Raw genomic sequence first — 14175 nt, 5'->3', positions numbered from 1 at the left:
TGCGTCATGCTGTCGATGGATGTCGTAGTGCCACTACTTCAAGGCTCGACCCGGTTTCCGGGCGTCGTTATATCCCTGCGTTGGTGAGATAGGTTTCTGATGAGTGTGTTGATCCTGCCCGAGGCGGCGTATGCCCGATAAGGCGTTGGCCGAAGAGCAGCGCCTGGCTGCCCTGTATGCACTGGAACTGCTGGATACCGCCCGTTGCGAGCGTTTCGATCGTATCTGCCGGCTGGCCGCGGAGTATTTCAAGGTGCCCACGGCGCTGATTACTCTGGTGGACCGTGATCGGCAGTGGTTCAAGTCACGGGTGGGGTTTGCAGCCGAGCAGACCCCCATCGAGCAATCGTTCTGTGCTTACACCATCAGAACCGATGATGTGTTCGAGGTGGAAAACGCCCGCCAGGATGTGCGTTTCCACGCCAATCCTCTGGTGACCGATGAACCGGGAATCGGTTTCTATGCCGGCGCGCCACTGATTACGTCCACCGGGCATGCGATTGGCAGCCTGTGCGTCATCGACAAGCAGCCCCAGCGCCTGAACGCCGCCGAGCGCCAGCAATTGCGCGACTTGGCGTCGCTGGTGATGGAGCAGATCGAGCATCGCCAGCGCTTGACCCGGCGCGACCCGGTGAGCTGCCTGCCCAACCGTGAACAGTTCCAGAGCGACCTGTACGACCTGGCGGACGAAAACCCGGGAGAAAGGCGCGTGCTGGTGCTGGTGGACGCGGTGGACATGACCGTGGCCCACGAACTGACCCTGGCCATGGGCCTGGCACCGTTTGAAACCATCGTGCGCTTCCTGGCCCAGCAACTGCTTGCCTACCTGGGGCGGCATGTGCGGGTGTATCACGTGTCGGTCAAGCGCTTCGGTTTCCTGCTGCCGGCGTCCCCCGGGATCGAGCGCTTCCTGGAAGGCTTGGTGCGCCGCTTGCGCCGCCAGCCACCGGGCCTGGAACTGCCGATGATTCCTGCGGTGTGCGCGGGCACGGTGGAGTTTTCCACGGACCGCGACGCGGTGCCCGACGTCCTGCGCAAGGCGATGTTCGCCCTGGAGCTGGCGACGCTCAACCGCAGCACCTGGGCGCCCTACGACGTGGTGCGGGACCAGGCTTATCGACGGGCCTTCAACCTCGCCTCGGACATCAGCGAAGCCTTGGACAGCGGGCAGATCTACCTGATGTTCCAGCCGCGCTTTGCCCTGCCCGATGGCGCCCAGGTCAGCGCCGAAGCACTGATCCGCTGGGATCACCCGTGGCTGGGGCCGATTTCGCCCGCGGAGTTCATTCCGGTCATGGAGCGCAACGCCCTGATCCACCGCGTGACCCATTGGGTGATCGATGCGGTGCTGGAAAGGTTGCAACGCTGGAATTCCAGCGACGTGCAGCGGCTGTCGATCAACCTCTCGCCCCAGGATTTCGAGGATCAGGACATCGCCGATGTGCTGCGCGATGCCTGCCGGCGTCATCGCATCGACCCGCAGCGCCTGGAGGTGGAAATCACCGAAGGGGCCTGGCTGCGGTCCAACCCCAAGGTGCTGGAACAACTGAGCAAGATTCGCGGCCTGGGCATGGACGTGGCCATCGACGACTTTGGCACCGGCTACAGCAACTTCGCCTACCTGCACCAGATACCGGCCAATGTGGTGAAGCTCGACAAGTCCATGGTCACTGACCTTGAAAGCAGCGCCCAGCACCAGAAGATCACCCGTTCGGTAATCGCCCTGGCCCGGGAGCTGGGCTACCGCACCGTGGCCGAGGGCATTGAAAGCTTCAAGTGCCTGCAGATGCTGCGCACTTTCGGCTGTGATGAGGCCCAGGGTTACTTTCTGGCGCGGCCCATGGTCCAGGAGAAATTCCTCGCTCGCAGCGAAGCGCAGCGTTTTCCGCTGCAGCCGAGCGGCCTGTAGTCGCTGGCGCAGGTTGCGAACGAGCGGCAAGCGCGCTGCGTTTTCATGGCGCCACGGGGCCTGCGGCGACCGCCATCTCTAGCGCTGTGCGGCCAGCAGCAACAGCATCGGCCGTTCCCGCTCCTCCGCCAGCGCTGGCTGGGCTTCTACCTGCTGTGCGGTGGGGCCCCATTCCTGTACATGGTGCAGGTTGAAGCCAGTGTCGATCAGGGTATTGAGCAGGGTGCCGAGGGTGCGGTGCTGCTTGATCACCCCTGGGGCCAGCCAGTGGGTCACCCGTTCACCTTCCAGTTGGTAGCTGTCCACCGGCCAGGACTTGCGGCCTTGCGCGTCCACCTGCCAGCCCGGATTGCGCGGCGCCATGAAAATCGGGTGCTCGATGGAGAACACCAGGCGCGCGCCGGGCACCAGCGCCGCATGGACCTGTTCGAACAGGCCGCGCAGGTCCTTGATGTAGTGCAGGGCCAGGGAGCTGTAGGCCAGGTCGAAGCTGCAGGCGGGCAGGCGCAGTTGTTCCAGGTCCTCTTGCTGGTAGTGGACGTTGGCTGCCGAGGTCGTGGCGCGCGCGGTGTCCAGCATCTTCCGTGATACATCCAGCCCCAGTACCTGGCGGGCGCCGTGCTCGCTGGCCCAGCGGCTGAACCAGCCATAGCCGCAGCCCAGGTCCAGCACCCGAAGGCCGTTCATCGGTGGCAGCAGGGCTTGCAGGGCCGGCCATTCCGGTGCGGCGTCGAGGCCGCCGAGAGAGCGGCCCATCTGGCTGTAGGCCTGGAAAAAGGTCGGGTCGTCGTAGATGTTTTGCGTCATGTCGGGAGGCTCCTTCAGGTTCGTGTGCAGCCCTGGCGGGCAGGGCAGGTCATGCAGTTGAAACGGCTGAGGGGCTTCTCCCTCGGAGGGCGCGACGCAGGTATCGTCGATGGCCGGGCAGGGGGCAGGGAAACAGGTCGGATATCTTAGCCAAGTTGTCAGGCCGGGCTAGGCACAGGCTGGGGCTTGAGTCGTCAGGCTTGAAGCTTGGAAGAGAAGAAGTCGCTTGAGTTCAGCGACTGAGAAACTTGTTTTGCGGATCTGCGCTAACTCGCAGATTGGGGAAGTGGAGCGGGTGAAGGGAATCGAACCCTCGTTATCAGCTTGGGAAGCTGGAGTAATGCCATTATACGACACCCGCTCGAACGGCTGACTTTGTACCAGATGTGGCCACAGATTTGAAGTTTTTCTTTAGCTGACTTGCGCTTGCGTGCTTCTGGCATTCGTCACAGGCTGGCTCCGCACCGCGGAAAAACGGGGTTCGCGAGGTGCGGGCCGGCCTGTGAAGATGCGTTTTCAAAGGGCTCGTGCATGCTGCTCCAGGATCGGCTGGGTTCGCGGACGGCTGTCGTACTGGCCCGGCTTGAGGAAGCCCATCAGGGCCTGGCGGGTGTCGCGGCAGGCCGCCTTGTGTTCCATGTCGAGAAAATGCCCGGTGGCCTGGATGGTGCTGAAGCTTGCGTGCTGCACATGGTCGGCGAACAGCTTGGCGTCGTTGGCCGAGGTGTATTCGTCCCACTCGCCGTTGAGAAACAGCACCGGCACCTGGATGTTGCGCGCGGCCTTGAGGTAGCACTGGCGGTCGCCATTGAGCACGTGGCTGATGTGAAAATGCATCTGCCCGTACTCGTGCTCCGCCAGGCTGCTGACGTGGCGATAGTTGAAACGCTTGAACAGCGACGGCAGGTGCTTGCCGATGGTGTCGTTGACCAGGTGCCCGACGCGATGCCGGTCGAGGCTGCCGAGGTAGTCGACCCCGCGCTCCAGGTAGTCGCGCATTGGTTCGTTGATCACCGGCGAGAACGAGCTGATCACCGCCTTCTCGATGCGCCGTGGACGCTGCGCAAGCGCCTGCAAGGCTGCGGCGCCGCCCCAGGAAAACGACAGCACATGCTCGGCGGCGAAGTGCTCGATCAACTCCAGGAGGATCTGCCCCTCCACTTCCTTGGTGAGCATCCGTTCGTGTTTGTTGTGGGCTTTGGAACGGCCCGCGTAGGGCTGGTCGTAAAGCACCACGTTGAACTGCGGGTGCAGGTTCTTCACGGTCTGGGCAAAGGACGCAGTGGTGGCCATCGAGCCGTTGACCAGAATGATGGTCTTGTCTGCGGCATCTGCGCGATAGAACTCCGTGTAAACCCGATACTGACCCTGTATATCCAGCACAGCGATTTCTGGCCTCATGTCATAAGACTCCTGGCAAGCGGGTATGCGCGCAACTTGAGTGTGCACGGGCAATGTGACAGGTAGGCATACGCCTGGAATTGGAGCCCATGTCGATCCGGTAATGCAGGTCGACGGGTATTGTTATAGGCGGGCGATTTACCGGGGAAATGCAGAGCAGGCAGGGCTCAGGCCGGCAAAAGGTTTCTTAGATGTATGTTCGTGACTCATCGGTCACAATTCGGCCGACGGACTGATTCAAGCAGGGCAATCGGCAACCTGCAAGTCGATTGGGCAAATTGTTCGACAGCTTCTGCTCAGCGGTCGTCCGGGCAGGGCGAGCTTCAGATCAGGCGGATTTCGTCGGCGCTCAGGGGGCGGTACTCGCCGGGGGCCAGCCGTTCGTCCAGCACCAGCGGTCCCATGCGTTCGCGGTGCAGGCGCAACACCTTGTTGTTGAAGTGGCCGAACATCCGTTTGACCTGGTGATAGCGCCCTTCAACGATGCTCAGCCGAGCGCAGCGCGGGCCGAGGATCTGCAACTGCGCGGGCAGGGTGGTGAGGTCCTCGAAGGCGAAGTACAAGCCCTCGGCGAAGGTCTGGATGTACTCGGGAGTCATCTCGTCTTCGGTTTCCACGTAATAGAGCTTGGGCAGTTTGGTCTGCGGCTGGGTCAGGCGTCGCGACCAGTTGCCGTCGTTGGTGATCAGCATCAGCCCGGTGGTGTTGTAGTCCAGGCGCCCGGCGATATGCAGGTCCTGCGGGTCCGGCTCGTGGATCAGCTCCAGAACGGTCCGGTGCTCGGGATCACGGGTGGCACTGACGCACCCCATGGGCTTGTGCAGCATGAAATAGCGCGCCGGCTTGCCGGCCTGCAGCACTTCTTCATCCAGCTCCACCCGACTGAACTCGCGGACCTCGGCCCGGGGATCGCTGACGGGCTGACCGTCGATGCGGACGCGTCGCTGCACCAGCAGCAGGCGCACCTGTTGGCGGTTGAAGCGCGGCAGGTTGCTGAGGAAACGGTCAAGGCGCATGGCGGGGGATCGCAGGCAGTGGGCGGGTTTCAGGAGCGGGGCAGGGTACCGGCGCGCAGCTGCGCCTCGACCCCGGCGCAGCGCGGGCACAGGCAGGCACGGTCGCGCAGCTGGGGCGGCAGGGCCTCGATGATGGCCGGGTCGATGCTCACGCTGTAGCACCAGCAGGCGTGGTCCGCAGTGCGCGGGTCGGCCAGGGTGCAGTCGTTGCGGGCACCGCAGGCCGGGCACAGGTCAGGTTCATTCATGGCAGGAGTAAGGCATTTCCACGCAGGTTCGGTTGCGTCCGGTGTGTTTGGCACGGTACATCGCGTGGTCGGCACGGGACAACAGGCTGTGCAGGGTGTCCTGAGCTTGCAGGCTGGTCAAGCCGATGCTGACGGTCAGTTGCAGCGGCTGCCCTTCATAGGGATAGCGCTGCTGTTCGGTGAGCAGGCGGATCTTCTCGGCGATGCCCAGGGCGGCCTTGCTGTCGGTGTTCTTGAGCAGGACGATGAACTCCTCGCCGCCCCAGCGGCAGACGATATCGGACTGGCGCAGGCAGCCCTGCAGGTCCCGGGCGAATCCGCGGAGCACCTGGTCCCCGGCCATGTGGCCATAGGTGTCGTTGAGGCGCTTGAAGTGGTCCAGGTCCAGCAGCATGGCGCACAGCGGTGTCAGGTCGCGCCAGGCCTCTTGCAGGGCCTGGGCCGCCAGCAGGTCGAAACCTCGCCGGTTGGGCAGTTGGGTCAGGCTGTCGAGGGTGGCCTGGGCTTCGATCTTGCGTTGATAGCGCCGCACCACGGCGCTGAGCAGGACCAGCACGATGGCGGTGATCACCAGGCAGATCAGCAGGTTCAGGTACAGCGACTGGCGGATGCTGTTGAGGGCGCCGTCTTCGCGCTTGTCGACGAACAGGTACCAGTTCAGCTCGGGAATGAAACGCACATTGAGGAAGTGCCCCTGGCCCTGGGAGCTGTATTCATAGCGGCCGCTGTGGGGCTTGGGCAGTTGGGTCATCAGTTCCTTGAGGCTTGCCAGGTCATGCAGGGACTGGCCGCTGCGGGCCCCCTGGGGGCCACCGTCGGCGCCGGTGAGAACGATGCGGCCGAAGGTGTCGACGAAGTACACGCTGCGCTGGTAACGCTGCTGGTACTTGTCGATCAGCTTGATCACCGCGTCCACGGTCAGGCCGACCCCGGCGGCGCCGATGAAACGGTCCTGGTAGTCGTAGACCTTGTAGTTGATGAAGAACGTCAGCTTGTCCTGGTTGGCCAGGTCTGGGTCGACATTGATTTCATAGGGCGTGGCCATGTCGCGCACGCGAAAGTACCAGGCGTCCCGCGGCTCATCGACCTTGACCTTCTTCAGCACGCCCTTGGCCTGGTAGTAGGTGAGGCTGGTATTGGAGACGAAGAACGCGGTGTAGGCGTCGTAGTGGGTCATGACCTCGTTGAGGTAGCGGGTCATCTGGCTGGGGTCGCGCTCGCCGGCCACCACCCAGTCACGCATGAAGGTGTCGCGGGCCATCATCGAGGAGATCAGCACCGGCCGCACCAGGTCCTTCTGGATTTCCGAATACACGGTGTCGGAGGTCAGGGGCAGTTCGGTGTTGACGATGTTGTCGCGGATCGAGTCTCGCGAGGCGAAGTAGCTGATCAGCGAGGTGGCGAGAAAGCCGCTGCCCAACAGGGCGATCAGGACCAGTACCAGCGAACGCTGGGAGTACAGGGGAGAGCGAAGGGGCATGGCGATTCCGTGATAGTGGCCCGATGACGCATTCTAGTGGCACGGCGCGCAAATAACTCGTTCATCACGCGCTTGAATTGTCTCGATTTCGATACGTTCCCGAGGCGCTGGCTGGCTCGGACGAGGCCCGTTGCAACCGGGGCCTGCGAGGCGGCCTGAACGCGGCCCGCCACTGGTCGGCGAAGTGTTCGGGGCGCTGCTGCACGGCGCACCGCCAGGGGTTTTTACGGTCTCATGCTATGCCAGTCATGCCGTTTCGGCTGGCGCCGTCCAGCGTCGCTGGCACGGCCTGCAAGCGGTCCGGGAGGCCGCCATGTTCCGTCGAATCTTGCTCGGTGTTGTGCTGGGTTTGAGCCTGTCCGCCTGCGTACCTTATTACGTCGAGCCGGGGTATTACGGCACTGACGTGTATACGGTTCCGGCTCCCTATTACTACGGTGGCTACCCCTACTACGGAGGTGTATACGCGCCTCACTACTATTACCGGCCCTACTATCACGGGGGGTACGCGCCGCACTACCACGGCGGTTATCGGCGCTGGCACCACTAGTCGGTAAGCAGACAGCTACAACAGGCCACCGCCTCGAATGACAAGAGGCCAAGGGTCGAGAGTCGTTGTCCACAGCGCTGCCTTTGCCTGAGGCAGCGCTTTTTCATGGGCGTGGAAAACGGCGGGAAATGACGCCGCCAGGACTTGTATCAAGTTGTTGCGCAAATCGCACCAGAAGCGCTTTTCGCGGTCAGATATTTCGTCAGTCAGCCTGTTGCTGATTGCCGCCTGCCAGCGTCGCTGGCGTGGCTTCTTCGCGGTCCAGGAGGCCGCCATGTATCGTCGACTTCTACTGCTTGCCGTGCTGGGTTTGAGTCTTTCTGCGTGCGTCCCTTATTACGAGGGAGGCTCCGGTTACTACAGCTCGGAGGTCTACAGCGCTCCCGCACCGGCCTACTACTACGGTGGCGGGTCTTCCTACTATTCAACCGGCCGCAGCTACTATTCGCCGCGCTACTACCAACTCGCGCCGCGCTACTACCCGGCGGCTCCGCGCTATTACCAGGCGCCGCGTGTGGAATACCGGCCTTATCCGCACCAGGGCTGGGGCGGGCATAACCGGCCGAACAACTGGGGCAATCAGGATTGGGGGGGCCACGGTGGGCGTGACAATCACGATCGCGGCGATCACGGACGTGGTGACCGTGGCCGAGGTGGCCGCGGTCATTGAGCCGGCATTGATCTGCGCCCTGGCGCCATTGCCACAGGCTGCGGGTAGCCCGCAGCCTGTGACGACCTAGTAGTCCGTCAGGTCTGCCAGGGGGTGGCGGCCTTCCCAGGCCTTGTGGAAGTGCGCCTCGACCACGGCCTCGGGCACGGCGCCGATATCCGGCCAATGCCAATGCGGCTGATGATCCTTGTCGATCAGCCGCGCGCGCACGCCTTCGGCGAATTCCGGATGCCGGCAGCAGTTCAGGCTCAGGGTGTATTCCATCTGGAACACTTCGGCCAGGGACTGGTAGCGGGCACGGCGGATCTGTTCCCAGACCAGGTGCGCGGTCAGCGGGCAGCCTTCAGTGAGGGTCTTGGCCGCGCGGCTGAAGAGGGCGTCGTTGTGGTTCTGCAACGCGCTGATAGCGCGCCAGGCGCAGGCCACGTCACTGACATCCAGCCATTCGTCGATCTGTGGCCGACGCGGCAGCCACTGGGCTTGCGGCAACTGTGCCAATGCTTCGTGCTGCAAGGCCTTGAGCAGGCTGTTGAGCTGCCTTGGGGTCTGTTCCTGCCAGTTCAGCTGCAGCAAGCCCTCGATCAGCGCCTCTTGCTGTTCATCCAGCAGGAAGCGATCGGCGAGGTTCAGGTCCAGGGCGTCGCGGCCGTTCATATGGGCGCCGGTCAGCCCGAGGAACAGCCCGAGCTTGCCGGGCATCCGCGCGAGGAACCAACTGGCGCCCACGTCGGGGTACAGGCCGATGCTGATTTCCGGCATCGCCAGGCGGCTGCTGGGGGTGACGATACGAATGCTGGCCCCCTGCAGCAGCCCCATGCCACCGCCCAGCACATAGCCATGGCCCCAGCAGATCAGCGGCTTGGGGTAGGTGTGCAGGCGATAGTCGAGGCGGTATTCGGCGGCAAAAAAATGCCCGGCCAAGGCGGGCACTTCGCCCGGGTGGTCGAGACACGCCTGGGCCAGGCTGCGCACTTCGCCGCCGGCGCAGAAGGCCTTGGCGCCGTTGCCGCGCAGCAGCACGCAGACCACCTGCGGGTCCTTGGCCCAGGCGTCGAGGCGTTCGCTCAACTGCTGGATCATCGGCAGCGACAGGGCATTGAGGGATTTCTCGGCGTCCAGGGTGGCAATGGCAATGCGTGCGCCATCGGTGCCGGTGAGTTCTTCGACGTGCAGGTTCATCGTGACCTCGATGGGAATCTTCAGCGGTCAGTATGATCGCTGTAAGGGAAAGTGCCGGTTCTGTGTCAGATCAATTGACAAGCGAAGTCGGCTTTCCTAGGGTGCGGCCATTGTTTTTTCACGGGCATGGCCATGACTGCTGACGATCGTATCAAACTCGAACCGAGCTGGAAGGAGGCCCTGCGTGCCGAATTCGATCAGCCCTACATGAGCGAACTGCGGGAATTCCTGCGCCAGGAACATGCCGCCGGCAAGGAAATCTACCCGCCGGGACCGATGATCTTCAACGCCCTGAACTCGACGCCACTGGACAAGGTCAAGGTGGTGATCCTCGGCCAGGACCCGTACCACGGGCCGGGCCAGGCCCACGGCTTGTGCTTCTCGGTGCAGCCCGGGGTGCCGGCACCACCGTCGCTGGTGAACATCTATAAAGAGCTCAAGCGCGACCTGAACATCGACATCCCCAACCACGGCTACCTGCAAAGCTGGGCCGACCAAGGGGTGCTGATGCTCAACACCACCATGACCGTGGAGCGGGCCAACGCCGCCTCCCACGCGGGCAAGGGCTGGCAGTTCTTCACCGACCGGATCATCGAAGTGGTCAGCGAGCACCAGCCACACTTGGTGTTCCTGCTGTGGGGCGCCCATGCCCAGAGCAAGCAGAAGCTGATCGACGCCACCAAGCACCTGGTGCTGACCTCGGTGCACCCCTCGCCGTTGTCGGCCTATCGCGGCTTCCTCGGCTGCGGGCACTTCAGCCGCACCAACAAGTACCTCGAGCAAAATGGCGAAACGCCCATCGAGTGGCGCCTGCCAGCGTTGTAAGGCCAAGCCTATAGCCGTTACAGAGGGCCTTTGTTCCAGTGGCGGAACAAAGGCTCGGCGAGAAACAGCACGAACAACAACCTCATCACCTGCATCGCCGTGACCAAGGGCACCGACAGTTGCAGCACCTCCGCGGTCAGGCTCATCTCTGCAATACCACCGGGCATCATGCCCAGGGTCAGCGAGCGCAGATCGAGGCGGGTCAACACGCTCAGGCCCAGGGCCGCGAGGCCAGCCATCAGCATGGTCAGGGCGGTGCCGATCAGGGTACGCCCCATGAACGAGGGCGCCCGACGAAAGAACTGCCGGTTGAAGTGACAGCCCAGGCCACTGCCGATCAGCCACTGGCCCATCTGGCTGGCACCGTCGGGCAGGCCGATGTGCAGGTCCCAGGCGATGCTCGCCGTCGCGCTGAGCAGCAAGGGCCCGAACAGCCAGGGGTTGGGTTGGCGCAGGCGTTGCCAGAGCCAGGCCAGCAGGGCTCCGGCCGGGAACAGCAGGGCCAGCCACGGCCAGTCCACGGTGCTTGCGTGCAGGGACGGGGTGCCTTCCCCCAACAGGTACTTGAACGCCGCCGGTACGCAGAGCACCACCGTCAGTACCCGCAGGCTCTGCCCGGCCGCCACGCGGCTGAGCACCGCACCGTTACGGGCGCCGAGGTTGACCATCTCCCCGGAGCCGCCGGGCATGCTGGAGAAAAACGCCGTGGCGCGGTCCTCGCCGGTGCGCCGCAACAGCCAGACCCCGACCACACTGGACAGGCTGGTGACCAGGGCACCGAAGAAGATCAGGCCGAAATGGCTCAGCACCTGCTCCATCACCTGCGGAGTGAAGTGCAGGCCGATGCCGATGCCCACCACCCATTGCCCGCCTTTGCGCCCGCCGGGGATTTCCGCCAATTGCCAGGGTGTCAGGCAGCGCACCAGGATGATCGCCAGCAGCGAGCCGACCATCCATGGCAGCGGCCAGCCGATCTGGCTGGCGAGGTAACCGCCAGCCAGACCCACCAGGGGCGTGCCCCACCACTGTTTCCAGGTGGATTCAGACATCGGCCACGGCACGTTGCTGGGCCGCGCGCTTGCGCCAGATGCGCAGCAGCGGCATCAGCAGCATGATCACGGTCAGCACCCAGACCCCGACGGTGATCGGGCTCGACCAGAGAATCTCCATGGCGCCGTTGGAAATCGACAGCGCCCGGCGCAGGTTCTGCTCCATCAGGCCGCCGAGGATGAAGCCCAGCAGCACTGGCGACAGCGGAAAGTCGAGCTTGCGCAGGATGTAGCCGAAGATGCCGATGCCGACCATCAGGAACAGGTCGAAGGTGGTGGCGTGCACCGCGTAGACGCCGATCCCGGTGATGATCGCGATCACTGGCACCAGGGCCCAGTTCGGCACCGCGAGGATGCGGGTGAAGAGGCGGATCATCGGGATGTTGAGGATCACCAGCATGATGTTGGCGATGAACAGCGAGGCGATCAGGCCCCAGACAATGTCCGGCTGCTGTTGGAACAGCAGCGGGCCGGGGGTGATGTTGTACAGCGACAGGGCGCCGATCATCACCGCGGTGGTGCCGGAACCGGGCACGCCGAGGGTCAGCATCGGCACCAGGGCGCCGCAGGCCGACGCGCCGATGGCGGTTTCCGGCGCCGCCAGGCCACGCTTGTCGCCTTCACCGAAAGTGCCGCTGGTGCCCGCGATGCGTTTCTCGGTCATGTAGGCCACGGCGCTGGCCAGGGTCGCACCGGCACCGGGCAGCACGCCCATGATGAAGCCCAGCAGGCCGCAGCGGATATTCACCGCGAACACCGAGGCCGCTTCCTTGAAGTTGAACATCATGCGCCCGGTGGCTTTCACCGCTTCCTGGCCGCGATGGGTCTTTTCCAGCAGCAACAGAATTTCGCTGATGGAGAACAGGCCCAGCACCAGCACCACGAACTGGATGCCGTCGGTGAGGTGGATGTTGTCCCCGGTGAAACGGTACACGCCGCTGTTGGCGTCGATGCCGACCGCCGACAGGAACAGCCCGATCAGCGCAGCGATGAAGGTCTTCAACGGCCGGTCGCCGGCCATGCCGCCGAGGCAGACGATGGCGAACACCATCAGCACGAAGTATTCCGCCGGGCCGAAGGCGATCGCCCATTTGGCCAGCAGCGGGGCGAACAGCACCATGCCGCAGGTGGCGATGAAGGCCCCGATGAACGAGCTCCAGGCCGACAGCGACAGGGCCACGCCCGCCAGGCCCTTGCGCGCCATCGGGTAGCCGTCGAGGGTGGTCATCACGGTGGAGGCTTCACCGGGAATGTTCAGCAGGATCGAGCTGATGCGGCCGCCGTATTCGCAGCCCAGGTACACCGCGGCCAGCAGGATCAGCGCCGATTCCGGCGGCAGGCCCAGGGCGAAGGCGATGGGAATCAGCAGCGCCACGCCGTTGATCGGGCCCAGGCCCGGCAGCAGCCCGACCACGGTGCCGATCAGGGTGCCGGACAGGGCGGTGACCAGGTTGTAAGGGGTCAGTGCCACGCCGAAGCCCTGGCCCAGATAACTCAGGGTATCCATATCAATTCTCCAGAACGTCGAGCAGGCCGAGGGGCAGGGGCACGTCCATGACCCGGTCGAACAGCCAGTAGAGGCCGACACTGAGCAGGCTGATGATCACCAGGCTGGGTAGCCAGCGGCCGCCGTACAGGCGGGCCATGGGCACGCCGATGAGGATGCTGGCGACGATGAAGCCCAGGGGTTCGAAGGCGCCGGCGAACACCAGCAGCAAGGCCACGCAGAGGGCGATCTTGATCAGGGTGTCCCGGTCCAGGGGCGGGTCTTCTTCGCTGTGCTTGATCGGGGTCGGGCGCAACAGCATGTACAGCAGGGCCAGGCCCATCAGCCCGAGCATCAGCAGGGGGAAGGCCCGCGGGCCCACCGGTTCGTAGGAAAAGGCCGCCTGGTACGGCCAGGCCATCAGTGCCAGGGCGGCACAGGCCAGCAGCAACACCGCGGCGAAGAAACGTTGAACGAGCATGGCTAACTCCCGGGCCCGGCCCCCGATGCGCGAGGGCCGGGCCGTCAGCAAGGGAAGGTCACTGGATCAGGCCGAACTCTTTGGCCAGGGTCTTGTAGTCGGCTACCTGCTGCTTCACATAGGCGTCCAACTCGGGGCCGGTCATGGCGAAGGGAAACAGCTCGCGCTGGTCGCGCAGCTTGGCGAACTCTTCGGAAGCCAGCAGCTTGTCGAAGGCGTTTTTCCACCAGGCGTATTCCTCGTCCGTGACCTTCGGCCCGAGGTAGAAGCCGCGCACCACCGGCCAGACGATGTCGTAGCCCTGTTCCTTGGCGGTGGGGATGTCCTTCATTTCCGGTTCGTCCAGGCGCTGTTCGGAGAACACCGCGAGCAGGCGCATGTCGCCGGCCTGGATGTGCGGCATGGAGTCGGAAATGTCGGTGCTGCCGACCTGGATGTGACCACCCAGCAGGGCCGTGGCGATCTCGCCACCGCCTTCCAGGGCCACGTAGCGCAGGTCCCGAGGGTTGATCCCAGCGGCCTTGGCGATCAGCGCGGTCTGCATCCAGTCCTGGCTGCCCACGGTGCCGCCGGAGCCGATCACCACTTTGCTCGGGTCTTTCTTCAAGGCCTGGACCAGATCGTCGAGGGTCTTGTAGGGCGAATCGCTTTTTACCGCGATGGCGCCGTAGCTGGTGCCCACCGCCGCCAGCCAGCGCACCGCGCTTTCATCGAAGCGGCCGAACTTGCCCTGGGCCAGGTTCAGCAGCGAGCCGCTGGACCAGGCCACCAGCGTCCCGGCATCGGCGGGACGCTGGGCCACCACGGCGTTGTAGGCCACGGCGCCGACGCCGCCGGGCATGTAGGTCACGCGCATCGGCTTGGTCAGAATCTTCTCGTTGACCAGCGCGCTTTGCGCCAGCTTGCAGGTCAGGTCGAAGCCGCCGCCTGGCGAGGCCGGGGCGATGCATTCCGGGCGCTTGGGTTCGGCGGAGGCCGCCAGCAGCTGGCCGGCGAACAGCATGCAGCCGGCGGCGAGGGTTAGTTTACGCAGTGAAAAGTCCATGATTGTCTCCACAGGAGTTGTTGTTATCG

13 protein-coding genes and 1 tRNA gene are annotated in these 14175 nt (G+C 64.1%); 3 read left to right on the top strand and 11 right to left on the bottom strand.

What is annotated here, in order from left to right:
* Positions 1-130 precede the first annotated feature (130 nt).
* Positions 131-1909 carry a sensor domain-containing diguanylate cyclase gene (locus LXM55_RS05250; RefSeq protein ID WP_233319298.1) on the top strand — a complete coding sequence of 593 codons (1779 nt, stop codon included), beginning with the start codon at positions 131-133 and terminating at the stop codon, positions 1907-1909.
* 78 nt (positions 1910-1987) lie between these two features.
* Here the strand turns inward: LXM55_RS05250 and LXM55_RS05245 are convergent, their stop codons facing one another.
* The 6 genes from LXM55_RS05245 to LXM55_RS05220 all read right to left on the bottom strand — a co-directional run bounded on the left by LXM55_RS05245 (position 1988) and on the right by LXM55_RS05220 (position 6861).
* Positions 1988-2716, bottom strand: coding sequence for a class I SAM-dependent methyltransferase (locus tag LXM55_RS05245; RefSeq protein WP_233319296.1), 729 nt, complete (start codon positions 2714-2716; stop codon positions 1988-1990).
* 287 nt (positions 2717-3003) lie between these two features.
* A tRNA-Gly gene (locus LXM55_RS05240) sits at positions 3004-3077 on the bottom strand.
* 155 nt (positions 3078-3232) lie between these two features.
* The gene (locus LXM55_RS05235) at positions 3233-4117 is read right to left on the bottom strand and encodes an alpha/beta fold hydrolase (RefSeq protein WP_233319293.1); all 885 of its coding nucleotides are present in this window, start codon (positions 4115-4117) and stop codon (positions 3233-3235) included.
* 323 nt (positions 4118-4440) lie between these two features.
* Entirely contained in the window at positions 4441-5133 is a 693-nt protein-coding gene (locus tag LXM55_RS05230; RefSeq protein ID WP_233319291.1) for a 16S rRNA pseudouridine(516) synthase, read from the bottom strand.
* A gap of 29 nt (positions 5134-5162) precedes the next feature.
* Entirely contained in the window at positions 5163-5381 is a 219-nt protein-coding gene (locus LXM55_RS05225; RefSeq protein WP_233319290.1) for a cysteine-rich CWC family protein, read from the bottom strand.
* A complete protein-coding gene (locus LXM55_RS05220) occupies positions 5374-6861 on the bottom strand; it encodes a sensor domain-containing diguanylate cyclase (RefSeq protein ID WP_233319288.1) in 1488 nt (495 codons plus the stop codon). The genes LXM55_RS05225 and LXM55_RS05220 overlap by 8 nt, the downstream gene beginning before the upstream one ends.
* An 824-nt stretch (positions 6862-7685) precedes the next feature.
* Here LXM55_RS05220 and LXM55_RS05215 point away from each other — a divergent pair.
* Positions 7686-8081, top strand: coding sequence for a hypothetical protein (locus LXM55_RS05215; RefSeq protein ID WP_233319946.1), 396 nt, complete (start codon positions 7686-7688; stop codon positions 8079-8081).
* Between the two features lie 66 nt (positions 8082-8147).
* Here the strand turns inward: LXM55_RS05215 and LXM55_RS05210 are convergent, their stop codons facing one another.
* Complete coding sequence (locus tag LXM55_RS05210; protein WP_233319287.1) at positions 8148-9260, bottom strand: enoyl-CoA hydratase/isomerase family protein; 1113 nt, start codon at positions 9258-9260, stop codon at positions 8148-8150.
* A 132-nt stretch (positions 9261-9392) separates the two neighbouring features.
* Here LXM55_RS05210 and ung point away from each other — a divergent pair, with 132 nt between their 5' ends.
* Complete coding sequence (gene ung / locus LXM55_RS05205) at positions 9393-10085, top strand: uracil-DNA glycosylase (RefSeq protein WP_233319285.1); 693 nt, start codon at positions 9393-9395, stop codon at positions 10083-10085.
* A gap of 17 nt (positions 10086-10102) precedes the next feature.
* Here ung and LXM55_RS05200 read toward each other — a convergent pair whose 3' ends face one another.
* From LXM55_RS05200 to LXM55_RS05185, 4 genes are read right to left on the bottom strand one after another with little or no spacing between them, the layout of a single operon-like run.
* Entirely contained in the window at positions 10103-11134 is a 1032-nt protein-coding gene (locus tag LXM55_RS05200) for an AbrB family transcriptional regulator (RefSeq protein ID WP_233319283.1), read from the bottom strand.
* Positions 11127-12641 (bottom strand): tripartite tricarboxylate transporter permease, encoded by a 1515-nt coding sequence (locus LXM55_RS05195; protein ID WP_233319281.1) that lies wholly within the window; start codon positions 12639-12641, stop codon positions 11127-11129. Before LXM55_RS05195 ends, LXM55_RS05200 begins: the two co-directional genes overlap by 8 nt.
* Before the next feature lies 1 nt (position 12642).
* Positions 12643-13101 carry a tripartite tricarboxylate transporter TctB family protein gene (locus LXM55_RS05190; RefSeq protein ID WP_233319279.1) on the bottom strand — a complete coding sequence of 153 codons (459 nt, stop codon included), beginning with the start codon at positions 13099-13101 and terminating at the stop codon, positions 12643-12645.
* A 58-nt stretch (positions 13102-13159) separates the two neighbouring features.
* Positions 13160-14146, bottom strand: coding sequence for a Bug family tripartite tricarboxylate transporter substrate binding protein (locus LXM55_RS05185; protein ID WP_233319277.1), 987 nt, complete (start codon positions 14144-14146; stop codon positions 13160-13162).
* Between the last annotated feature and the right edge of the window lie 29 nt (positions 14147-14175).

It is taken from the genome of Pseudomonas sp. Au-Pse12, assembly GCF_021341665.1.
Taxonomy (GTDB): Bacteria; Pseudomonadota; Gammaproteobacteria; order Pseudomonadales; family Pseudomonadaceae; genus Aquipseudomonas.
This window is presented reverse-complemented; position numbering and strand designations above follow the sequence as displayed.

What these genes read in the sequence shown, in the direction of transcription:
- LXM55_RS05195 (WP_233319281.1), bottom strand. Translation starts at nt 12,641, where the DNA reads ATGGATACCCTGAGTTATCTGGGCCAGGGCTTCGGCGTGGCACTGACC.
- LXM55_RS05190 (WP_233319279.1), bottom strand. Translation starts at nt 13,101, where the DNA reads ATGCTCGTTCAACGTTTCTTCGCCGCGGTGTTGCTGCTGGCCTGTGCC.
- LXM55_RS05210 (WP_233319287.1), bottom strand. Translation starts at nt 9,260, where the DNA reads ATGAACCTGCACGTCGAAGAACTCACCGGCACCGATGGCGCACGCATT.
- LXM55_RS05250 (WP_233319298.1), top strand. Translation starts at nt 131, where the DNA reads ATGCCCGATAAGGCGTTGGCCGAAGAGCAGCGCCTGGCTGCCCTGTAT.
- LXM55_RS05230 (WP_233319291.1), bottom strand. Translation starts at nt 5,133, where the DNA reads ATGCGCCTTGACCGTTTCCTCAGCAACCTGCCGCGCTTCAACCGCCAA.
- LXM55_RS05215 (WP_233319946.1), top strand. Translation starts at nt 7,686, where the DNA reads ATGTATCGTCGACTTCTACTGCTTGCCGTGCTGGGTTTGAGTCTTTCT.
- ung (WP_233319285.1), top strand. Translation starts at nt 9,393, where the DNA reads ATGACTGCTGACGATCGTATCAAACTCGAACCGAGCTGGAAGGAGGCC.
- LXM55_RS05235 (WP_233319293.1), bottom strand. Translation starts at nt 4,117, where the DNA reads ATGAGGCCAGAAATCGCTGTGCTGGATATACAGGGTCAGTATCGGGTT.
- LXM55_RS05200 (WP_233319283.1), bottom strand. Translation starts at nt 11,134, where the DNA reads ATGTCTGAATCCACCTGGAAACAGTGGTGGGGCACGCCCCTGGTGGGT.
- LXM55_RS05220 (WP_233319288.1), bottom strand. Translation starts at nt 6,861, where the DNA reads ATGCCCCTTCGCTCTCCCCTGTACTCCCAGCGTTCGCTGGTACTGGTC.
- LXM55_RS05225 (WP_233319290.1), bottom strand. Translation starts at nt 5,381, where the DNA reads ATGAATGAACCTGACCTGTGCCCGGCCTGCGGTGCCCGCAACGACTGC.
- LXM55_RS05185 (WP_233319277.1), bottom strand. Translation starts at nt 14,146, where the DNA reads ATGGACTTTTCACTGCGTAAACTAACCCTCGCCGCCGGCTGCATGCTG.
- LXM55_RS05245 (WP_233319296.1), bottom strand. Translation starts at nt 2,716, where the DNA reads ATGACGCAAAACATCTACGACGACCCGACCTTTTTCCAGGCCTACAGC.